General features: G+C 68.8%; 18 protein-coding genes. 6 read left to right on the top strand and 12 right to left on the bottom strand.

The window, feature by feature from the left end; all coding sequences use genetic code 11:
- Positions 1 to 48 precede the first annotated feature (48 nt).
- The 5 genes from E3T23_RS11110 to hemE all read right to left on the bottom strand — a co-directional run bounded on the left by E3T23_RS11110 (position 49) and on the right by hemE (position 3,961).
- Complete coding sequence (locus tag E3T23_RS11110; protein WP_134370442.1) at positions 49 to 393, bottom strand: DUF3618 domain-containing protein; 345 nt, start codon at positions 391 to 393, stop codon at positions 49 to 51.
- A complete protein-coding gene (locus tag E3T23_RS11105; protein ID WP_166806277.1) occupies positions 383 to 799 on the bottom strand; it encodes a phage holin family protein in 417 nt (138 codons plus the stop codon). The genes E3T23_RS11110 and E3T23_RS11105 overlap by 11 nt, the downstream gene beginning before the upstream one ends.
- A gap of 31 nt (positions 800 to 830) precedes the next feature.
- Positions 831 to 1,193 carry a hypothetical protein gene (locus E3T23_RS15405; RefSeq protein WP_174843873.1) on the bottom strand — a complete coding sequence of 121 codons (363 nt, stop codon included), beginning with the start codon at positions 1,191 to 1,193 and terminating at the stop codon, positions 831 to 833.
- Between the two features lie 88 nt (positions 1,194 to 1,281).
- The gene (gene hemG, locus E3T23_RS11095; RefSeq protein WP_134370440.1) at positions 1,282 to 2,733 is read right to left on the bottom strand and encodes a protoporphyrinogen oxidase; all 1,452 of its coding nucleotides are present in this window, start codon (positions 2,731 to 2,733) and stop codon (positions 1,282 to 1,284) included.
- A 28-nt stretch (positions 2,734 to 2,761) separates the two neighbouring features.
- Positions 2,762 to 3,961, bottom strand: coding sequence for a uroporphyrinogen decarboxylase (gene hemE, locus E3T23_RS11090; RefSeq protein ID WP_134370439.1), 1,200 nt, complete (start codon positions 3,959 to 3,961; stop codon positions 2,762 to 2,764).
- A 71-nt stretch (positions 3,962 to 4,032) separates the two neighbouring features.
- Here hemE and E3T23_RS11085 point away from each other — a divergent pair, with 71 nt between their 5' ends.
- On the top strand, positions 4,033 to 5,397 hold the full coding sequence (locus tag E3T23_RS11085; RefSeq protein ID WP_134370438.1) for a glutamyl-tRNA reductase: 1,365 nt from the start codon (positions 4,033 to 4,035) through the stop codon (positions 5,395 to 5,397).
- Between the two features lie 345 nt (positions 5,398 to 5,742).
- Positions 5,743 to 6,672 carry a hypothetical protein gene (locus tag E3T23_RS11080; protein WP_134370437.1) on the top strand — a complete coding sequence of 310 codons (930 nt, stop codon included), beginning with the start codon at positions 5,743 to 5,745 and terminating at the stop codon, positions 6,670 to 6,672.
- Between the two features lie 64 nt (positions 6,673 to 6,736).
- On the opposite strand, the gene E3T23_RS11075 is transcribed toward E3T23_RS11080, so the two are convergent.
- Positions 6,737 to 8,122: a glycine--tRNA ligase gene (locus tag E3T23_RS11075; RefSeq protein WP_134370436.1), complete on the bottom strand. Its 1,386-nt coding sequence runs from the start codon at positions 8,120 to 8,122 to the stop codon at positions 6,737 to 6,739.
- A gap of 162 nt (positions 8,123 to 8,284) precedes the next feature.
- On the opposite strand from E3T23_RS11075, the gene E3T23_RS11070 reads away from it, so the two are divergent.
- Positions 8,285 to 10,579 (top strand): carbon starvation CstA family protein, encoded by a 2,295-nt coding sequence (locus E3T23_RS11070; protein WP_134370435.1) that lies wholly within the window; start codon positions 8,285 to 8,287, stop codon positions 10,577 to 10,579.
- Entirely contained in the window at positions 10,576 to 10,821 is a 246-nt protein-coding gene (locus E3T23_RS11065; protein WP_134370434.1) for a YbdD/YjiX family protein, read from the top strand. Before E3T23_RS11070 ends, E3T23_RS11065 begins: the two co-directional genes overlap by 4 nt.
- Positions 10,822 to 10,908: 87 nt before the next feature.
- Here the strand turns inward: E3T23_RS11065 and E3T23_RS11060 are convergent, their stop codons facing one another.
- The 4 genes from E3T23_RS11060 to E3T23_RS11050 all read right to left on the bottom strand — a co-directional run bounded on the left by E3T23_RS11060 (position 10,909) and on the right by E3T23_RS11050 (position 16,587).
- Complete coding sequence (locus tag E3T23_RS11060) at positions 10,909 to 11,817, bottom strand: serine hydrolase (protein WP_134370433.1); 909 nt, start codon at positions 11,815 to 11,817, stop codon at positions 10,909 to 10,911.
- A gap of 85 nt (positions 11,818 to 11,902) precedes the next feature.
- On the bottom strand, positions 11,903 to 13,867 hold the full coding sequence (locus E3T23_RS11055; RefSeq protein WP_134370432.1) for a M13 family metallopeptidase: 1,965 nt from the start codon (positions 13,865 to 13,867) through the stop codon (positions 11,903 to 11,905).
- A gap of 67 nt (positions 13,868 to 13,934) precedes the next feature.
- On the bottom strand, positions 13,935 to 15,569 hold the full coding sequence (locus E3T23_RS15260) for an ABC transporter permease (RefSeq protein ID WP_166806275.1): 1,635 nt from the start codon (positions 15,567 to 15,569) through the stop codon (positions 13,935 to 13,937).
- 31 nt (positions 15,570 to 15,600) lie between these two features.
- Positions 15,601 to 16,587, bottom strand: a complete 987-nt coding sequence (locus tag E3T23_RS11050; RefSeq protein WP_134370431.1) for an ABC transporter ATP-binding protein — start codon at positions 16,585 to 16,587, stop codon at positions 15,601 to 15,603.
- 381 nt (positions 16,588 to 16,968) lie between these two features.
- Here E3T23_RS11050 and E3T23_RS11045 point away from each other — a divergent pair, with 381 nt between their 5' ends.
- On the top strand, positions 16,969 to 18,300 hold the full coding sequence (locus tag E3T23_RS11045; protein WP_241977857.1) for an MATE family efflux transporter: 1,332 nt from the start codon (positions 16,969 to 16,971) through the stop codon (positions 18,298 to 18,300).
- A 206-nt stretch (positions 18,301 to 18,506) separates the two neighbouring features.
- Positions 18,507 to 18,905, top strand: a complete 399-nt coding sequence (locus E3T23_RS16030) for a hypothetical protein (RefSeq protein WP_420898321.1) — start codon at positions 18,507 to 18,509, stop codon at positions 18,903 to 18,905.
- Between the two features lie 203 nt (positions 18,906 to 19,108).
- On the opposite strand, the gene E3T23_RS16025 is transcribed toward E3T23_RS16030, so the two are convergent.
- Together E3T23_RS16025 and E3T23_RS11030 are read right to left on the bottom strand one after the other, a co-directional pair.
- On the bottom strand, positions 19,109 to 19,408 hold the full coding sequence (locus E3T23_RS16025; RefSeq protein WP_174843872.1) for a hypothetical protein: 300 nt from the start codon (positions 19,406 to 19,408) through the stop codon (positions 19,109 to 19,111).
- Between the two features lie 85 nt (positions 19,409 to 19,493).
- Positions 19,494 to 19,850 carry a HesB/IscA family protein gene (locus E3T23_RS11030; protein ID WP_134370429.1) on the bottom strand — a complete coding sequence of 119 codons (357 nt, stop codon included), beginning with the start codon at positions 19,848 to 19,850 and terminating at the stop codon, positions 19,494 to 19,496.
- Positions 19,851 to 20,376: the final 526 nt, after the last annotated feature.

Raw genomic sequence — 20,376 nt, 5'->3', positions numbered from 1 at the left:
TGCGGCGAGAGCCAAAACTGCCCGGCCGTCGACCGGCCGGCCGGGGTCTCAGCGGCGCTGCACGGCCTTCACGCCGAGCCAGACGGCGCCCACCGCGGCCGAGACCGCGCCCAGGACGATGCCGGCCAACACACGGGGGTTCTTCTCGCCGAGGTCCCGAAGACGCACCTTGAGCAGGCGCGAGCGCACGCGCATCTGCCTCGGCACGTTGAGTTTGTACTCGATCGCGTCGAGCGTCTGCGCGAGTTCCACGCGGGCCCGGGTTGCCTCGTCGCGCAACTCGGTCTTGGAGCGAGGAACGGCCTTCACGACGTCGACCGTCCCGCTCGCGGCCTCATCCGTCGACTGCACGACGATCGTTTTCGCGGTGGACTTGTTCACTTCAGTGCTCATACTTGCCAACTCCCTTGAGGGCGTCGACGTCGCGACGGATGCTCACCGTCACGCCGTCCGGATCCGATGACGTTCCGACTTTCACCCGGCTTTTGCCGATCAGTGCCAACAGGAGCGCGAGCAGCAGCAGGGCGACGCCCACGAGCAGGGCCGCGAGCCAAAGCGGCAGCACGAGGGCGAGTGCGATGATTGCGGTCGCGACCAGCACCATGCTGGCGAAGAATGCGAACGCGGCCGCCACCACGAACAGCCCGATGCCCAGTCCGACGTTTTTGGCCTTACCGGCGAACTCCGCCTTGGCCGCGTCGAGTTCGGCCTTGACCAAAGCGACGATCTGACCGGGCAGCTCACCGAGAAGGTCGAACGTCGATTTCCGGCTTTTCGGGTTGAATTCGCTGTAGCTCACAGAATCCCCTTCGTTCGGGTTGTCGCGGCGATTAATTCGTGGTGGTGTCGTCGGTGGCCGACGCCGTCGTGGTCGGTGCTGTCGTGGTCGGTGCTGTCGTGGTCGGTGCTGTGGTGGTCGGCGTCGGCACGGTGTAGCTGGTCCCGGGCTTCCGGGCCGTCTTGGACTGCACGGCCGAGACGAGTTTCTTGCCGGTCTCGATGAGCGCAGCCGGCACATCCCCCACGCGCTCGAGCGCGAAGTCGCGTGCCTCGTTCACTCGGCGCTGCACGGGTGGCGCGTTCCACAGGTTGTCCGCGGCGGCCACGATCTGGTCGTAGCGTTTGCGCCCGGCGCGAGCGCCCAGGACATACCCGACAAATCCGCCCGTGATGAACAGAAGCTTTCCCCGCATTGTGACTCCATTCCTCAAGGTGCACGTGACTCTCACAGTATCCCCCATCCGGGATGGAGGCAGGTGAGCGCGGCCGATGAGCGTTCGATCAGATGCCGAGGGCCTCGTGCCGGGTGCGGATGGCGGCGGCGACGGCATCCGGGATCACGGAGGCCAGGCCGGTGCCGGCGAGCCACGCGCCCGTGAGCTCGAGCCCCGGGGTGGCGGCCACGACCTCGCGCACCAGGCTCACCCGCTCGGGCGCGCCGACGGTCGCCGGCGACAGGGCATCGCCCCAGACCGTGCGGGCGAAACCGCGTACGGCGGTCGCGTCGAGGTCGACGCCCAGGATGGTGCGGGCATCCGCCAGAGACAGGGCGAGGAGTTCGTCATCGTTCAGTCCGGCGGTGGGGTTGTCCCGGCCGGCACGACCATAGGACAGACGGATGACGTGCCGGCCGGGTCCGGCGGCCTCGGCCAGCCACGCCCACTTCGCGGTCACGTGGGTGAGCGCCTTGGCGGTGACCCCGGGGGTCGCGGCCGCGACCAGCACGCCGGTGCCGCGCGGGTGGGCATCGAGTTCCGGGGCGTCGATGACGATCGTGGCCAGTTCGATCGCCGTCGGCTGAGGCCAGTCGAGCTCGGCGAGTGCCGCATGGGCCGGACTCAGGCCGGCCACCAGGCCGAGCGCCTGCGCCCCCGGGGTCGCGATGATCACGAACCGGGCGTCGAGGGCGGCCTCGGTCGTCGGGGCGTCCGGCGTGCGGGTGACCGTCCAGGCGGGTGCGTCGTCGGTGCCGGAGCGCTGCAGCGCGGTGACTGGGGCATCCGTCACGATCTGGGCCCCGAAGTGGTCGAGGTCGGCGACCAGAGCGTCCACGAGCCGGGACATGCCGCCGCGGAGCCCGGCCACGTTCGAGCCTGCCGGGGCGCCGGAGCGCAGCGACAGCACGGCTCCGGAGAGGGAGCCGGTGACCGTGAGGGCGGAGTTGAGGCCCGGGGCCACAACGTCTATCTCGAGGTCGTCGGCCGAGGCCGAGTAGACCCCGGCGGTCACGGGTTCGACGAGGCGTTCGAGCACGCGGCGTCCCATGCGCCTGCGCACGAGCTCACCCAGGCTGTGTTCCCGACCGATCGTCAACACCGGCATCAACCGGTCGGCGTAGGCGCGCCAGGCGCCGCTCCAGCCGATCACGCGGCGCACGTCGTCGGCGAGCGGAGAACCGGGGATGCCGAGCACGCCGGCCTTGGGCAGCGGAACGCTGACCGACCCGTTCGGTACGCGGTCGTCGGGAAGCTGTAGCCACGCTCCGGCGGGGTTCGGCGCGACGACCGCGTCCGACAGGCCGAGGTCGGCAATGAACTCGGCCACCGCACCCCGCCGAACGGCGAAGCTCTCGGCTCCGCTGTCGAGGGTGAGGCCGGCCACCTCGTGGCTGCCGAGCGCGCCGCCCGGCACGCCGGTGGCCTCGAGCACGGTCACGCTGAGTCCGACCCGGGCGCAGGCGCGGGCGGCGATCAGGCCGGCGACCCCTCCGCCGATGACGATGACGTCTTTCATTCGCTTCCCCTGAGCCAGCGTGCGATCGTCAGGATGCGGGCGGCGCGATGACCGGGGCTTCCGGGACGCCGTCGGTCCCGGCGGCGCCGTCGGTGGAGACCGCGGTGACCTCGTGCACGAAGGCCACCAGGCGGGTGAGCACGTTCGGGTCGGTCATCGGCGGAACGCCGTGGCCCAGGTTCAGCACGTGGGAGGGCGCCGTGCGCCCGCGCTCGAGAACGTCGAGCACATGGGCTTCGAGCACCGGCCACGGTGCGGCGAGCAGTGCCGGGTCGACGTTGCCCTGCACCGGGACCAGCCCACCGAGTCGCCGATTGGCTTCGTCGAGGGGCACCCGGTAGTCGACTCCGACGACGTCGGCACCCACGGAGTGCATCTCCTTGAGCAGCTCGCCCGTGCCCACCCCGAAGTGCACGACGGGCACGTTGCGGCGAACGGATGCGTCATCGGAGGCATCCGTACCCGCGGCACCCTCGTCATAGGTGAGGTCGAGCACGTGGGCGATCGCCGCGGTGGAGGCAGGAGCGACGAAGCGCGTGTAGTCGGCCAGCGAGAGAGCGCCGGCCCAGGAATCGAACAGCTGGGCGGCGCTGGCGCCGGCCAGAACCTGCGCGCGCAGGAAGCGTCCGGTGACCTCGGCCGTCCAGGCCATCAGTACGGCCCAGGCGTCGGGATCCGAGTGCATGAGTGTGCGGGCGTGGATGTGGTCCTTCGACGGGCCGCCCTCCACGAGGTACGCCGCCAGCGTGAACGGGGCGCCGGCGAATCCGATCAGCGGTGTCGAGCCGAGCTCGGCGACGGTGCGCGCGACCGCCGCGGTGATCGGGGCGAGGCTCTCATCGAGCACGGCCGGGTCGAGAGCAGTGAGCTGCGCGACATCCTTCGCCGTGCGCACGGCCGTGCCGAGGACCGGGCCGGTGCCGGCCACGATCTCGACGTCGACGCCGACGAGCTTGAGCGGGATGACGATGTCACTGAAGAGGATGCCGGCGTCGACGTTGTGCCGGCGCACCGGCTGCAGCGTGATTTCACTCGCCATCTCCGGGTCGAGGCAGGCGTCGAGCATGCGCGTGCCGACCCGCAGGGACCGGTACTCGGGCAGGGAACGCCCGGCCTGGCGCATGAACCAGACGGGGGTGACGTCGGGTCGGGTGCCCTGGTAGGCGCGGATGAGGCGGGAATCGGCGGTGAGTCCGGTTGCGAGGGGGTGTTGCGCGTCGAGGTTCATTACTTTGATTCTGTCAAACTTCCGACATTCGGGCGATTCGGGCTCTCAGCCGGAGGTCTTAGACTCGGTGAGTGTTGATCTGTCTGTCCGCCAGCCATAAGAACTCCAGCTTCGACGTGCTGGAGAAATTGTCTGTCGGCGCGAACGACACGGCCGGCGGAATTCTGGAGCGGCACCCGACCCTGGTCGGCGCCGTGGTGGTGGCCACCTGCAACCGGTTCGAGGCCTACCTCGACCTCGACGAGCCACTGGGCTCGTCCCCTCTCATGGCGGTGCACGCCGCCATCGACGGCGTCAGCGCGAGCACCGGCGTGGCCGTCGACGTTCTGCGGGCCACCCTGGACCTGGTGCACGGCAGCAGCGTCGCCGAGCATCTCTTCGCCGTGACGAGCGGCCTCGAATCGGTCGTCGTCGGCGAGGGCGAAATCGCCGGCCAGGTTCGCCGCTCGCTCGAGCAGGCCCGGCTCTCCCGCACCACCAGCCCCGAGCTCGAGCGCCTCTTCCAACGTGCCTCGCAGACCTCGCGGGGCGTGAAGAATCGCACCGGTATCGGCGCCGCGGGGCGGTCGCTGGTGCGCCTGGCCCTCGAGCTGGCTGAAAGCCGCATCACCGACTGGGCCCAGATCCGCGTGCTCCTGATCGGCACCGGCCGCTACGCGGGGGCTTCCCTCGCCGCCCTGCGGGACCTCGGCGCGGAGGACGTGCGGGTGTACTCCCCCTCGGGTCGCGCTCACAAGTTCGCCACCTCGCACCAGATCACGGCCGTCGCCGAGTCCGGCTTCGCCATCGAAGCCGCCGAAGCGGACCTGATCCTCACCTGCACGACCGCCGACACCCACGTGATCGACGCGGCACTGCTCCGATCGGGCCGCGCTCTCTCCCTGCAGCTCCCGGCCGCCGAAGCGCGCACGCTCCCCTCGTGCCCGATAACGGATGCCGCGACCGAGATCCCCCGCCGGCTCATCATCGACCTGGGTCTGCCCCGCAACGTCGACCCGGACGTCACGGACCTGGCCGGCGTCGAACTGCTCGACCTCGAGACCATCCGCATCCACGCGCCGCTCGAGGAGCTCAACGCCACCAGCGACGCCAGACTGCTCGTGGGCCGCGCCGCCCGCAAGTTCTCCGCGGTCGCCGAGGAGCAGAGCCTCGCCCCGGCGGTCGTGGCCCTGCGCAGCTACATCTTCGACATCCTCGACGGGGAGATCGAGCGGGCACGCAACCGAGGCGACAACAGCGAACAGACCGAGGCGGCCCTGCGCCACCTGGCCGGCGTACTGCTCCACACCCCGATGGTGCGCTCCCGGGAGTTGGCCCGGGAGGGCGAGCAGGCCGCGTTCCTGACCGGACTCGATGCCCTGTTCGATATTCAGGTCGAGCTTCCCGCTGCCGGTTCAGCGGCCACGATCGCCGAGATCGGTCCCGCGGCATCCTGACCGGGCCCCAAGCCATCCTGCCGGGCGCGCACCCGGACGCGGCCTCCTGCGGGCACCGCGGATTTCTGACCGGGCGCGCACCCGAACACGGCCCAGTCGTGAGTAACCGATGAGAGCCGTCTGATTCGACGACCTCGGTGCCGCACCTGAGCCAGCGCGGTGGCATCTTCGCAGTACCGCCCACTCCGCCGACTTGCGGACAAAACATCCTCGTCCGCGCGACGAGGGTGTTTTGTCCGCAAGTCGGCGAAACCGTTCGTGCGTCGTGGCTGACGTGGGACGGGGAACGGCAGCGCCTGTGGACAACCAGGGGCGGGGAACCGTCAGATAGGCCACCCTCGACGCATGACATCACGAATTCCGCTGCCCGAGGGCCTCGGGGATCAACCGTTTCTTGTCGTCGAGGCTCGGGATGGCGAAATCGGGCGATCGCGACTCAACGGCGGCGACTTGTGGGCGCCGTTTTGGGGCATCCGTGCGCCCGTGGATGCGGAGAGGAGTGTCGAGAACCTCTGCCGCGCGGCGTCGCTGCGGATGCCCCCGGACGCCTTTTTCACGCACGGCACCGCGGCCCAAATCCTGAGACTGCCGCTGCCCTACCGCCTCCAGTCGACGCGGCCTCTCCACGTCGGGTACCCCGCTCCGATGCGCGCGATGGATGCCCGGTACATCGTGGGCCACAGCGTGCGAATGGGTGCCGGCGAACTCAGAGTCGCGAATGGCCTGAACGTCACCGGCCCCACGCGGACGTGGCTCGACCTGGCAGCGAAGTTGTCACTGCTCGAGCTCGTGGCACTGGGTGACCATCTCGTGCGGTGGGAGCATCCGCTCACGACCATCGCCGAACTCAAGGCTGCCATGGAACGGCACCCCGGCCGGCGCGGACTCAAGACGGCGCGCCTGGCCCTGCCGCTGCTGCGCACGCGTGCGGAGTCCCCCCGCGAGTCGATCCTGCGGGTCATTATCGTGCTCGCCGGGTTGCCGGAGCCAGAGTGCAACTACGAAATCTTCGACTCGCACGGGCGCTTCCTCGCCCGGGCAGACCTGGCTTACCCGCATTACAAGCTGATGCTCGAATACCAGGGCGATTATCACCGCACGGACCGGGCGCAGTGGCGGAAGGACATCCGCCGAGTGGGCAGCGTCGAAGACGTCGGCTGGCAGATGCTTCAGTTCACTGATGACGACCTGCAGCGACCGACGGAGCTGACGATGCGCGTCGAGCGACGGCTTCGGGCCCGGGGATGGACCGGAGCGCGCGAGTCCCCGCCTTGAGTTGCGGACAAAACACCGTCGATCGCGCGATGAGGGTGTTTTGTCCGCAACTCGCGGAGGGTCGCTAGGCGCCGCGGAGCCGCTCGGCCAGGTAGGCGTCAAGCTTGTCGAGCGGCACGCGTTCCTGCGCCATGGTGTCGCGATCGCGCACGGTGACGGCCTGGTCCTCGAGCGAGTCGAAGTCGACCGTGACGCAGTACGGGGTGCCGATTTCGTCCTGGCGGCGATAGCGGCGGCCGATGGCGCCGGCGTCGTCGAAGTCCACGTTCCAGGACTCGCGCAGCCGCGCCGCGAGGGACTTCGCCATCGGCGAGAGCGCCTCGTTACGGGACAAAGGCAGCACGGCGACCTTGATCGGCGCCAGGCGCGGGTCGAGCTTCAGCACGGTGCGCTTGTCGACGCCGCCCTTCGCGTTGGGCACTTCCTCCTCGTGGTAGGCGTCCACCAGAAACGCCATCAGCGAGCGGGTCAGTCCGGCCGCGGGCTCGATCACGTACGGAACCCAGCGCTCGTTCTTCGTCTGGTCGAAGTAGGAGAGATCCTTGCCGGATGCCTCCGCGTGCGTCTTGAGGTCGAAGTCCGTGCGGTTGGCGACACCCTCGAGCTCGCCGAATTCGCTGCCGCTGAAACCGAAGCGGTACTCGATGTCGACGGTGCGCTTGGAGTAGTGCGAGAGCTTCTCGGCCGGGTGTTCGAACAGGCGCAGGTTGTCGAGATTGATGCCGAGGCCGGTGTACCAGGCCATCCGCTGGTCGATCCAGTACTGGTGCCACGTCTCATCCGTGCCCGGCTCGACGAAGAATTCCATCTCCATCTGCTCGAACTCCCGGGTGCGGAAGATGAAGTTTCCCGGTGTGATCTCGTTCCGGAAGCTCTTGCCGATCTGCCCGATGCCGAACGGCGGCTTCATCCGGGCCGCCTGCAGCACGTTGGCGAAGTTCACGAAGATGCCCTGCGCGGTCTCGGGGCGCAGGTAGTGCATGCCGGCCTCGTCGTCGACCGGACCGAGGTAGGTCTTGAGCAGGCCGGAGAAGGCGCGCGGTTCGGTCCAGATGTGGCGGTTGCCGCAGTTCGGGCAGGGGATGCCGTCGATGCCGCCTTCGGGCGGGCGGCCCTTCTTCTCCTCGAATTCCTCCTCGAGGTGGTCGGCGCGGAAGCGCTTGTGGCAGCTCGTGCACTCGACCAGAGGGTCGCTGAAGACCTCGACGTGACCGGATGCCTCCCACACCTTGCGGGGAAGGATCACCGAAGAGTCGAGGCCCACCACGTCGTCGCGGCTGGTGACCATGAAGCGCCACCACTGCTTCTTGATGTTCTCCTTGAGCTCCACACCCAACGGCCCGTAGTCCCAGGCGGACCGGGATCCACCGTAAATTTCACCGGCCTGGAACACGAACCCGCGGTGGCGGGCAAGGGCGATGACGGAATCGAGGCGGGAGAGGGCGGCCACGGGTCTCCAATGGTCGAGAGGCGGAAGAGCTGGAAGCACAGAGAACAGACCGAAGCCGAACGGCGCTCTACCTATTTTAGGCATCCGTCCGGAAACTGCCGCCAGGCTGTTAGCCTTGCTAAGGATTTCCGCAGTCGTTGCGGGCACCTCAAGGGAGAGATCATGGGCACCAAGCCCCGCACGCCACACGATGCACCGAAGCGGGGCGAGGAACTGGATCGGGATCCCCTCCTGCTTCCCGTTGCACTCGACCAGACCACGCACGACGCCGAAGAGGCCCACTGGACCCCGCTGAAGATCGGGATCTGGGGCGGCATCTCGCTGCTCGGCGGTCTGAGCTGGGTGATGCTCGCCGTGGTTCGCGGCGAGACCGTCAATGCCATCTGGTTCGTGTTCGCCGCCGTCTGCACGTACCTGATCGGTTATCGCTTCTACTCCAATTACATTCAGAAGCACCTGCTGCACCCCGATGACCGGCGCGCGACGCCGGCCGAGTACAAGGCCGACGGCAAGGACTACGCGGCCACCGACCGCCGAGTTCTCTTCGGTCACCACTTCGCCGCGATCGCCGGCGCCGGTCCGCTCGTCGGCCCCGTGCTGGCCGCCCAGATGGGCTACCTGCCCGGAACGATCTGGATCATCGTCGGCGTCGTGTTCGCCGGCGCGGTGCAGGACTACATGGTGCTGTTCTTCTCGATGCGCCGCGGCGGGCGCTCACTGGGCCAGATGGCCAGGGACGAGCTCGGCAAGGTGGGCGGCACCGCCGCACTCTTCGCGACCCTGGCGATCATGGTCATCATCGTGGCCATCCTCGCCCTCGTCGTCGTCAACGCCCTCGCCGACAGCCCCTGGGGTGTCTTCTCGGTCTCGATGACCATCCCGATCGCCCTGTTCATGGGCGTCTACCTGCGCTTCTTCCGCCCGGGCCAGGTCACCGAGATCTCGATCATCGGCTTCATCCTGCTGCTGGCCGCCATCATCGGCGGCGGCATGATCGCGGACACCGAGTGGGGCTCGACCTTCTTCGCCGTCGAACCGCTGCCGCTCGCGATCGGCATCATCGTCTACGGTTTCGTGGCCGCCATCCTCCCGGTCTGGCTGCTGCTGGCCCCCCGGGACTACCTGTCCACCTTCATGAAGATCGGCACGATCGGGATGCTGGCACTCGCCATCATCATCGTCCGTCCCGAGATCTCGGCCCCGGCCACCAGCGAGTTCGTGAACGGCGGCGGCCCGGTGGTGAGCGGCACGCTCTTCCCGTTCCTCTTCGTCACCATCGCCTGCGGCGCCCTCTCCGGCTTCCACGCCCTGATCGCCTCCGGCACGACGCCGAAGCTGATCGAGAAGGAACGCCAGACCCGGTTCATCGGCTACGGCGGCATGCTGATGGAATCGTTCGTCGCCATCATGGCTCTCGTCGCGGCGCTGTCGATCGACCGCGGCATCTACTTCGCCATGAACTCCTCGCCGGCCCTGACCGGCGGCACCGTCGAGGGTGCTGTCACCTTCGTGAACAGCCTCGGCCTGACCGGAGTCAACCTGACCCCCGAGATGCTCACCGAGACCGCCAAGAACGTGGGTGAGGAGACCATCGTGTCCCGCACCGGCGGTGCCCCGACCCTGTCGGTCGGTCTCGCCAACATCATGCAGCAGGTTGCGGGCGGCTCAGGCATGATGGCGTTCTGGTACCACTTCGCCATCATGTTCGAGGCGCTGTTCATCCTCACCGCCGTCGATGCCGGCACCCGGGTGGCCCGGTTCATGCTGCAGGACAGCCTCGGCAACTTCTTCCCGAAGTTCAAGAACACCTCCTGGCGCCTGGGCGCCTGGGTCACGACCGGCATCATGGTCGCCGCCTGGGGTGCCGTGCTCGTGATGGGCGTCACCGACCCGCTCGGCGGCATCAACACCCTGTTCCCGCTCTTCGGGATCGCAAACCAGCTGCTGGCGGCCATCGCCCTGGCCGTCTGCCTGGCGATCGTGGCCAAGCGCGGGTTGTTCAAATACATCTGGGTCGTGGCCCTTCCGCTGACCTTCGCCGCCGTCGTGACCATTTTCGCGTCGTTCCTGAAGATCTTCTCGACCGTTCCCGCTGTCGGCTACTTCGCCCAGAACAGGGCGTTCTCCAAGGCCCTCGACGAGGGGCTCACCAGCTTCGGCACCGCGAAGACCGTCGAGGCGATGGAAGCCGTCGTGCGCAACACGATGGTGCAGGGCATCCTCTCGATCCTGTTCGTCGTGCTGGCCATCGTCGTGATGGTCACCGCCGTGCAGGCGACCGTGAGGTCGTACAAGTCCCGCGACTTCGGCACCAACGAGGACCGCGCGGTGCCGTCGCAGATATTCGCCCCGTCCGGTTTCGTCGCCACCCCGGAGGAGAAGAAGCTGGCAACCCGCTGGGACGCCCAGATCGCCCAGGCCAAACTGGACAAGGCAGGGAAGACGACCCGCCGATGAGTCTGCTCGCCAGTCTCCGCCAGGGCGCGAAGGGCTTCGCCTGGTTCATGAGGGGGGTCATGGGCGAAGACGCCTACGACAAGTACAAGGCCCACCATGAGGCTCTGCGCGAGGCCCACGACGAATCGGTTCATGACCCGGATGCCGCCGCCTGCGACAGACAGGTCATGATGACGGAACGCGAATTCTGGCGCGACCAGACCGACCGCCAGGACATCAACCCCCAGGGCCGGTGCTGCTGACCGTTTGGTCGGCCGCACCAGCCAGCAGCGCTGCCCCCACGACTCGTCGTGGGGGCAGCGCTGCTCAACCAGTCAGTGCCCAACCGGTCAGTGCACGTACTCCAGCAAGTCGAGGCCGACCGCCCGCATCCCGTCGAGCACCGCAAGCCGGGACGACAGTCGGGTGTCGGCGAAGGACATCGAGACCATGTAGGTGACGCCGGCGCGCGGGCCGCGCAGAATGCCGATCTCACTGCGAACGCCGGCATCCGTTCCGGTCTGGTTGACCAGCAGGAGGCCGTGATCGCCGGATCGGTGGGCGAGAGGGTCGAGCCCGAACGCGCCGGCGACCATGGACAGGTCGGCGCCCAGGGACAGCCAGCCGATCACGCGTTCGCTCGCCTCCGCGTCGACCACTTCGCCGCGGGCGAGCGCCGTGAACAGCCAGGTGAGCTCCTTGGCGCTGCCAACCGAGAGCTGCGGCGCGTTATCGGGCCCGCGCCGATCGCGCACGAGGTCGAGCAGAGCGGTGCGACTGAGACCGAGCTGCTCGGCACGGGCCCTCACGGCATCGAGCCCGACCGCGCGGAGCAGCACGTTCGTGGCCAGATTGTCGTTCGTGGCACCGATCAGGGCAGCGAGGTCGGCGACCGGCAGTGACGGTGCCTGCAGGTGCTGCCAGAGGCCGGACCCGGCGACCGAATCGCCCACGGTGCGATCAAGGATCGTGTACGCGCCGAACTCGGCGTCGCGGAGTCGGGCGGCGACCTCGATCAGCAGGAGCACCGTGCCGATGCCGGCGGTGGGCATGACGACGTGGTCGTCCACGGAGAACAGCACCCGGCCGGTCACCAGATCGGTGGCACGGGCCGACACCTGCACGCCATCGACCGCGAGGTCGCCGAGCGCCTGGAACCCGCGGCCGAAGTTGACCGTCGCGTCATCGCCGCTGTGCTGTCCGCGGGGCGCCGAGGAGTGGCGAGACCGGCGCTCGGATTCCTGGGATGGCATGGCCACAGTGGTCAGGTCCTTCCGTAGATTCGGGCTGTTGGACCCCGGCCGCACGAGTTCACGGCCGCAAGAGTTCACGATCGCGCTGAGGTCACCAGATCGTAACGCGCTTCTCCGGCTCCAGCCAGAGATCGTCGTCCGGGGTGATGCCGAACGCCGTGTAGAACTCGTCGATGTTGCGCACGATCTGGTTGCAGCGGAATTCGTTGGGCGAGTGCGGGTCGATCGAGAGCAGGCGGATGGCCTCCTCGTCGCGCATCTTGAGCTGCCAGGCCTGAGCCCAGGAGAGGAAGAAGCGCTGGGCGCCGGTGAATCCGTCGATCACGGGCGGCTCCTGGCCGTCCAGCGAGATCAGGTAGGCCTTCCAGGCGATGGAGAGGCCGCCGAGGTCGCCGATGTTCTCGCCGATCGTGAGCGCGCCATTGACGTGGTGGTCGGGAACCTGCTGCGGCGCGAGCGCGTTGAACTGCTCGATCAGGGAGCCGGTGCGCTCTTCGAAGGCCGTGCGGTCTTCTTCGGTCCACCAGTCGGTGAGCAGCCCGGTGCCGTCGTACTTCGAGCCCTGGTCATCGAAGCCGTGGCCGATCTCGTGGCCGATGACGGCGCCGATCGCGCCGTAGTTGGCGGCCGAATCGCGGGCGTCGTCGAAGAACGGCGGCTGCAGGATCGCGGCCGGAAAGACGATCTCGTTGAAGCCCGGGTTGTAGTACGCGTTGATCGTCTGCGGGGTCATGAACCACTCGTCGCGGTCGAGCGGGTTGCCGATCTTGCCCAGTTCCCGCTGGAACTCGAACTCGCTGGTTGCCCGCACGTTTTTGATCAGGTCGGCGGGGTCGACCGCGAGGGTCGAGTAGTCCCGCCACTTGACGGGGTAGCCGATCTTGGGGGTGAACCTGTCCAGCTTCTCCAGCGCCCGGGCCCGCGTCTCCTCGGTCATCCAGTCGAGGTCGGTGATGCTCCGGCGGTAGGCCTCGACCAGGTTGTTCACGAGCACATCCATGCTCGCCTTGGCGCTGGGCTTGAATTGACGCTCCACGTAGATCCGGCCGACGGCCTCGCCGAGGGCCCCCTCCACGAGCGAGACGCCGCGCTTCCAGCGCTCGCGCAACTGGGGCGTGCCGGTGAGCGTGCGGCCGTAGAAGTCGAAGCTGGACTCGACGAAATCGCTCGACAGGAACGCAGCGCTGGAACGGATGATCTGCCACCGCAGCCAGTCCTTCCAGCCCTCGAGCTGGTCCTCGGTGAGCATCTCCGCCAGCCCGGTCACGAAGCTGGGCTGGCGTACGACGACCTCGTCGAGCGCGCCGGCCGGGCCGTCGAGCCCCTCGAGCCAGAGGTGCAGGTCGGCGCCGGCGGCCAGCGCGGTGACCTGGCCCCAGGTCTTGAGGTTGTAGGTCTTCTCACTGTCGCGCGAGCGAACCTTGTCCCAGTGGTGGGTGGCGAGCTCGGTTTCGAGCAGGAAGACGCGCTCGGCTCGGCCGGCGGGATCGTCGATACCGGCGAGGACGAGCATCCGGGTCAGGAACACCTGGTAGGCCTCCCGGATCGCGGCGAACTTCTCGTCGCGGTAGTAGGACTCGTCCGGAAGGCCGAGCCCGCCCTGCTCGACGAAGACGAGGTAGCGCTCCGGGTCGCCCGGGTCGTTGTCGACGAAGAGGCCGAAGGCTCCGGACACGCCCGCGCGCTCAAGGCGACCGAGGGTGCCGAGCAGCTCGGGAAGAGAGCGGACGGCGTCGACAGTGGCCAGGTCGGCCGCTAGCGGGCTCGCTCCGAGCTCTTCGACGCGGGCCTCGTCCATGAAGCTTGCGTACAGGTCGCCGAATTTGCGCTCCTCGGTGCCGGGGTCTGCGGTCTGGGCCTCGAGGATGATTTCCCGCACGGCCTTCTCCGACTCCTCGGCGAGCAGGTAGAAGGAGCCCCAGCGGGCCTTGTCGGCCGGGATCTCACTGCGGGCGATCCACTTGCCGTTCACGTGCCGGAAGAGGTCATCCTGCGGACGCACCCCCAGATCGAGTTCGTCGCGGTCGATTCCGGATGCGGTCCCCTGGTCAGTCATACCTCCACCCTATTCGCACTTGACTGTGGTCGAGCTGGTCGAGACCCGGGGGTCTAGCTTGTCGGCACTACAGCGCCAGGTCGCGGCGACGGATGCCCACACCGGCCGCTACAGCGCCGGCCAGGGCGAGGCCCAGCATCCACCAGGCCCCGCTCGAATCGACGTCGGCGGCGCCGATCGTCGGCGTGTGGGTGAACGGAGACAGGTTGAGCAGCCAGTCGGGCAGGCCGAACAGCTCGCCGAACTCGCCAATGAACGCCGAGACGAACAGCACGCCCCAGCTCAGGCCGGTGCTGAGCCGCGGCACGAAGGCGACGAGCAGCGCGGCGATCGCCAAGACGAGCAGCGCGGCCGGCGCCTGGGCTACGCCGGAGGCCGCGGCGCTGGCCACCCGGGCGGTCGTGTCTGCGGTGCCGGCGACCTCGGATGAGGAGGCGAGCCCGGCCGCGGCTCCCCCGGCGGCCCCCAGCAGCACCAGTGCGATGGAGACGGTGCCGACGAGGAGGTAGTCGAAGATCCACCGGCCGCGGCGAAGGGGCAGGGCGAGCAGGAGCTCGGCCGAACCGTTGGCCTCCTCCTGGCGAAGACGGATCATCGCCTGGGTTGCCGCCGCCGCGGCGATCACCCCCACCAGGCCGAAGATGGTGTCCGTGAACAGGTCGATGATCGACGCCCGCCCGCCCGCCATCCGAGCCAGCGCCTCGCCGACCTGGGCACTCGACTGGACCAGTTCGACCACGGTTTCGCCCAGGGTTCCGGCGAGCACGCCGAACACCAGGCCGGCGAGGGCCCAGCCGATCATCGGCGCGCGCTGCAACCGCCAGGCCAGGCCGAGCGAACCTGAAAGTGTGCGCGGGGCGTGCTGGGGACCGGGCCGCTCGCCGATCAGGCTGGTGCCGAGGTCGCGCCTCGACTGCAGCAGCACGACCACAGCGAAGAGCACGGCCGCGAGGGCCAGGTCCAGCGCGAGCGGTGCCGGACGATTCGTGGTGAACGCCTCCGTCTGCTGTCCCCAGCCGATGGGCGAGAGCCAGCTCGGCCAGGCGCTGGACATGCTCAGCCCGTCGGCGGATGCGGTGCCGCCCGCATCGCCGAAGGCCCGCAGGGTATAGGCGAGACCGATGAGTGCAGCCCCGAGTCCGTTCGCGCCCCGGGAGGTGTGCATCACCTGGCCGGCCAGGAGCCCCACCCCGAGGAAGGCGATCCCGGTACCGGCGACGGCGCCTCCGGTGGTGGTCGAGCCCGCACCGTCCAGGCCGCCGGCGAGGAGGCCCAGCGCGACGGCCAGGCCTGCGGCCAGGGCCGCGACGATCCCGTGCAGGGCCGTTGCCAGCAGCGGAATCAGCCGGCCGGCCGGCGTCGCGGCGATCAGCTCGAAGCGGCCCGATTCCTCCTCGGCGCGGGTATGGCGCACGGCGAGGAACGTGCTCATGAAGGCCACGAGCGTGGCGAGGAACGCGAAAATGAGAAAGAAGGCGACCGCGTCGACGTCCGCTCCCTGCGGCTCCCCGCGGAAGATGAGGATGGTCGGTGAGCCGACCGCAATGCGCATCAGCGCCTGGCGTTCGATGCTCGTTCCGAAGCTCGAGTCGACCGCGAAGACGACGAGGGCGGCGAGCCCGAAGAACACGGCAATCCAGATGGGCAGCTGCACCCGGTCGCGGTGGATGCGCAGCCGCAGCAAGGGCCAGAGGGCGTTCACCCGGCCTCCGCCGGGCGCGACAGGCCCGGGCTCATGGGAGAGGTCCGGTCGACGGGGCCGGGGACGGGGCATCCTCGCGGTAGTGGCGCAGAAAAAGGGTTTCCAGGGACGGCGGCGCGACGGTCAAACCCTGCACGCGCAGGTCGGCCAGCACGGGCAGGACCTCGGGCAGCGCGTCGCTGTCGGCCGTGAAACTCACCCGAGCGGTGCCGGCCCGCGGGATACCGGCCCGCGGGGTGCCGTTGCCGAGGACAAGGTCGTGGGCGGCCGGGATGCGCGCAGCCAGCCCGGCGAGGTCGGCATCGGTCAGGCCCGTGCTTGCGAAGGCAACCTCGGTGCGGGTGAGGTGGCGCAGCTGGGCCAGCGTTCCGGTCTCCACGGTGCGGCCGGCCCGGATGATGCTCACCCGGTCGCAGAGGTGTTCCACCTCGGAAAGAATATGGCTGGAGAGCAGAACCGTGGCGCCCTCCGACGTCGCCGCCTGCAGCTCCCGACGGAAGACGGCATCCATCAGCGGGTCGAGGCCCGAGGTCGGCTCATCGAGGATGAACAGGTCGACCGGGGCTGCCAGGGCCGCGATCAGCGCGACCTTCTGCCGATTGCCCTTCGAGTAGGTGCGGCCCTTCTTGGTGGGGTCGAGCTGAAAGGCGTCGACGAGGTGCGCGCGGCGGTCGCGGTAGGCCGCTGCATCCAGCGTTCCGCCGCGCAATCGGCAGAGCAGGTCGATTGCCTCACCACCCGAGAGGTTGGGCCACAGGCTGACGTCGCCGGGGACGTAGGCGATGCGGCGGTGGAGGGCGACGGCATCCGACCAGGGGTTCTGGCCGAAGACCGTGGCGGTTCCGCCGCTCGGGCGGTAGAGGCCGAGCAGCACGCGGATGGTGGTGGACTTGCCGGCCCCGTTCGGACCGAGGAAGCCGTGCACCTCACCGGAGGCGACCGTGAGGTCGAGGCCGTCGAGGGCCCGAACCCGGCCGAAGCGCTTCTTCAGGCCTCGGGTCTCAATGACGCTGCTCATGCTGCCCAAGTTACGCCCCTTCGTCACCCGTCACGGGCGCCCCGCCCTTGCTCGGCAGTGCGATCGGCTTATGTTCCGGGCCCACTTCAATTGGTGGTCGGAGCCAGTAGTCCGTTCCGGTGGGGAGCATCGTCCAGCGTTGGTTGTGTCCCGCGGCGCGGGTTGTGGATCGCGGCGGATGATCTGACGTGCGCCTGCTTCCGTAACGTGCGCCACGAGGAGGCAGGCCGGAAGGGCGGGAGCGACGGGACGAAAATGAAAACGTCGGAGGTCGGGGCTCGACCGGCTCGACCACGGGGTCGGCTCGACCACGGGGTCGGCTCGACCACCGAGGGCTCGAGGCCTGGCGTCGGGCGGCTGAACTAGAGTTCTGGGATCACCATCACCGTGCTTCGCCCGCAGCCCATCGACCGCGAGATCCTGCGCCTCGCCATCCCCGCCGTCGGCGCGCTCGTCGCCGAACCGCTCTTCCTGCTCGCCGACTCCGCCATGGTCGGGCACCTCGGCGCCGTTCCGCTGGCCGGACTCGGCCTGGCCAGCGCTGTGCTGCAGACGATCATCGGCCTGATGGTGTTCCTGGCCTACAGCACCACTCCCGCGGTGGCCCGCTGGCTGGGGGCCGGCGACACCCGGCGTGCGGTCGCCGTCGGCATCGACGGGCTCTGGCTCGCCCTCGGACTCGGCGTGCTGCTCGCGATCGCCGGCTGGTTCGCTACTCCCCTGCTCGTCGGCGCCTTCGGGGCCGAGCCGGCCGTCACCGCCGCCGCCGCCAGCTACCTGGGCCTCTCGATGTTCGGCCTGCCGGCCATGCTGCTCGTCTTCGCGGCGACCGGGCTGCTCCGCGGTCTGCAGGACACCCGCACCCCGCTATGGGTGGCCGGGATCGGATTCTCGGCCAACATCCTGCTGAATGCCGTGTTCATCTACGGTCTGGGACTCGGCATCGTCGGATCCGCCCTCGGCACGGTCGTCGCCCAGTGGTCGATGGTCGCCATCTATCTGGCCGTCGTCGGGCGCCACGCCCGCCGCGAGGGCGCGCCACTACGCCCGCACCGAGCCGGGATGCTGCGGGGCGCGGCATCCGGCGGCTGGCTGTTCCTGCGCACCGTGAGCCTGCGCGCGGCCATGCTGCTCGCGGTGTTCGTGGCCACGCGCCTCGGTTCTCCCGAGCTGGCCGCCTTCCAGATCGCGATGACCCTCTTCGCCACGCTGGCATTCACCCTCGACGCCCTCGCGATCGCGGCACAGGCGCTGGTGGGCCGCGGCCTCGGCGCCGGCAATCTGGCCGAGGTGCGCATGGTCCTCAAACGCTGCCTCGAGTGGGGCGTGCTGAGTGGGGCCGCCCTCGGACTGCTGGTGATCGCCGCGAGCGGCGTGCTCGGACGGTTGTTCACAAACGCGACCGAGGTCAGCGACTTGCTGCCGGCGACCCTGATTGTGCTCGGGCTCTCCGTTCCGCTGGGCGGGGTGGTCTTCGTGCTCGACGGGGTGCTGATCGGCGCCGGGGACGCGCGCTACCTGGCCCTGACCGGACTGGTGAACCTGGCGGCGTTCGTGCCGCTGGCCGTCGCGGTGCTCCTGCTGGCGCCGTCCGGGCCCGCAGGGCTGGCCTGGCTGATGGCCGCATTCGCGTTCGGCTACCTCGGCGCCCGTGCGGTCACCCTCGGGCTGCGCGCCCGGGCGTCGAAGTGGATGGTCGTCGGCGCCCGCTGATTCCGGAGTCGCCCGGCCCGCTGACGCTCGCGGCGCAGGGTGCGGAACCGAGCGCAGGTTGTAACGTGCGCCTGCTTCCCGAACCTGCGCCGCGAGCGTCAATCGCAGGTGATCGGCGGTTGCGCCGGGCGGTTGACAATGGTGCCGAGCACGATCCCGCGCTCGCGCCGCCCACCGGGGCACGACACCGCGGCGACAGGATAGAGATGACTGCACCCAAGGTCCCCGAGCCACTGGCCACCCTCCTGATCGTGGCCCTGACACTGCTCGGCATGCTGCCGATGTACCGTCGGGTTGCAGAAGAAAGACCGCACGGCCAGGGCCCGGTGGCGATGTTGGAACACCTCCTCCCGTTCTGGAGGGGCAAGGTTTTCGTGCTGGTTCTGCTGGGTTTCGTCGCGACGAGCTGGATCATCACCCTCACCCTGTCGGCGGCGGATGCCACGGTGCACCTCCTCGAGAATCCCGATGCACCGACCCTGGTTCGCTCACCGCCTGAACGGAGGCCCTCACCGCCGGCGGCACGGGGTTCGGCGACATTCTCCTTCCGGCCGTCATCAGGAGCGGCTGCCTGCTGGCGAGCAGCCTGGTCACGACGGTCCTGATTCCCATGGACGCGTTCGAACCGGGCGGACGCGTTCGAACCGGGCGGAGAGGCGAACGACCGCGCGCTGGCGTACCTGGCCCACGAACTCGTCAGGAACGGGTTCGGAACGCTCCACGACGTGAGCAGCATCCTGATCCTGTGGTTCGCCGGGGCATCCGCCATGGCCGGCCTGATCAACATCGTGCCCCGCTACCTCCCCGCCTACGGGATGGCGCCCGTGTGGAGCCGAGCAGTGCGACCGGTCGTGCTGGTGTACACCGGCGTCAGCATTCTGATCACGATCGGGTTCACTGCGAACGCCGACGCCCCGGCGGGGGCGTACGCCACCGGGATCCTGGTGATGATGGTCTCGGGCGCCGTGGCGGTCACCATCTCGGCCAGGTCACGCGGACAGCGAAGAGCGCGTCTGGCCTTCGGCATCCTCACCGCCGTGCCGCTCTCCGCGCTTCTCGACAACATCATCGAGCGACCCGACGGGATCATGATCTCGGCCTTCTTCATCGCCGGAATCATCGCCGTGTCTTTGATCTCCCGAGTGGCGCGCACCACGCCGGCGCCCCGGCATCGCCCCGGGGTGAGGGAGGTCTTAGCTGAAGGAGTCGCCGCAGGCGCAGCTGCCGCCGGCGTTCGGGTTGTCGATCGTGAAGCCCTGCTTCGCAATCGTGTCCTCAAAGTCGATCGAGGCACCCTCGAGGTACGGCACGCTCATTTTGTCGAGCACGACTCCGACCCCGTCGAAGTCCACGACGACGTCGCCCTCGAGAATGCGCTCGTCGAAGTACAGCTGGTAGATCAGGCCGGAGCAGCCACCGGGCTGCACCGCAACGCGCAGGTTCAGGTCTTCGCGACCCTCCTGGCTGAGCAGGCTGCGCACCTTCAGCGCGGCGGCGTCGGTCAGGCCGACGCCGTGGGCCGGTGCGATGGGGGCAATGGTGTCGGTCATGGGACTCCTCGGACTTCACGCTGCATGGACGCGGCGGCCCGCTCTCCCGGAGCGTTCGCCTGCGCGAGTATCCAGTCACTCTAAGCTCCCGCCGCCGTTCCGCGAACCTCGGAGCCTGCCGCCGGCCACCGGCGCACCGCCGACGAGCTGCCAGTGACCCGCCAAAGCCGGCCGTACTCTAGCCAGATGAAATCTTGAAGCCTAGGCTGGAGTGTTCCAGCTGTTTCATGCGCGCGGTCCAGATGACCGCGACGCAGCACGGCGTGGCCCTGATTGTCACTGAGCTCTCAGGGTGCGCACCTGAGCCGCCCTCCCAACTCGTTCCTGGTCTGCCTCCTCACGAAGTCAGGCTCGGGATGACCGGACTGATATCCGGGTTGCCGGGGTGGCAGAAGAGGTAAATATGTCCGACGTTATTCTTGACCGCCCCGAACTTGCGGGGTTGGGTGTGTACGAGTTCGGTTGGTCGGATCCCGACGCCGCGGGCGCATCCGCTCGCCGTGGGATTTCGCCGCAGGTGGTGACT

The organism is Cryobacterium cheniae (assembly GCF_004403395.1).
GTDB lineage: Bacteria > Actinomycetota > Actinomycetes > Actinomycetales > Microbacteriaceae > Cryobacterium > Cryobacterium cheniae.
Note: the sequence above shows the minus strand (reverse complement) of the source record. Positions and strands in the feature narration are given on the sequence as shown.

Coding starts and splice junctions, on each gene's coding strand:
- E3T23_RS16025 (WP_174843872.1), bottom strand. CDS start 19,408: ATGAAGAAGGCCGAGATCATGATCCCGTCGGGTCGCTCGATGATGTTG.
- hemE (WP_134370439.1), bottom strand. CDS start 3,961: ATGAACCTCGACGCGCAACACCCCCTCGCAACCGGACTCACCGCCGAT.
- hemG (WP_134370440.1), bottom strand. CDS start 2,733: ATGAAAGACGTCATCGTCATCGGCGGAGGGGTCGCCGGCCTGATCGCC.
- E3T23_RS16030 (WP_420898321.1), top strand. CDS start 18,507: ATGACTGCACCCAAGGTCCCCGAGCCACTGGCCACCCTCCTGATCGTG.
- E3T23_RS11065 (WP_134370434.1), top strand. CDS start 10,576: ATGAGTCTGCTCGCCAGTCTCCGCCAGGGCGCGAAGGGCTTCGCCTGG.
- E3T23_RS15405 (WP_174843873.1), bottom strand. CDS start 1,193: ATGCGGGGAAAGCTTCTGTTCATCACGGGCGGATTTGTCGGGTATGTC.
- E3T23_RS11080 (WP_134370437.1), top strand. CDS start 5,743: ATGACATCACGAATTCCGCTGCCCGAGGGCCTCGGGGATCAACCGTTT.
- E3T23_RS11050 (WP_134370431.1), bottom strand. CDS start 16,587: ATGAGCAGCGTCATTGAGACCCGAGGCCTGAAGAAGCGCTTCGGCCGG.
- E3T23_RS11055 (WP_134370432.1), bottom strand. CDS start 13,867: ATGACTGACCAGGGGACCGCATCCGGAATCGACCGCGACGAACTCGAT.
- E3T23_RS11030 (WP_134370429.1), bottom strand. CDS start 19,850: ATGACCGACACCATTGCCCCCATCGCACCGGCCCACGGCGTCGGCCTG.
- E3T23_RS11110 (WP_134370442.1), bottom strand. CDS start 393: ATGAGCACTGAAGTGAACAAGTCCACCGCGAAAACGATCGTCGTGCAG.
- E3T23_RS11070 (WP_134370435.1), top strand. CDS start 8,285: ATGGGCACCAAGCCCCGCACGCCACACGATGCACCGAAGCGGGGCGAG.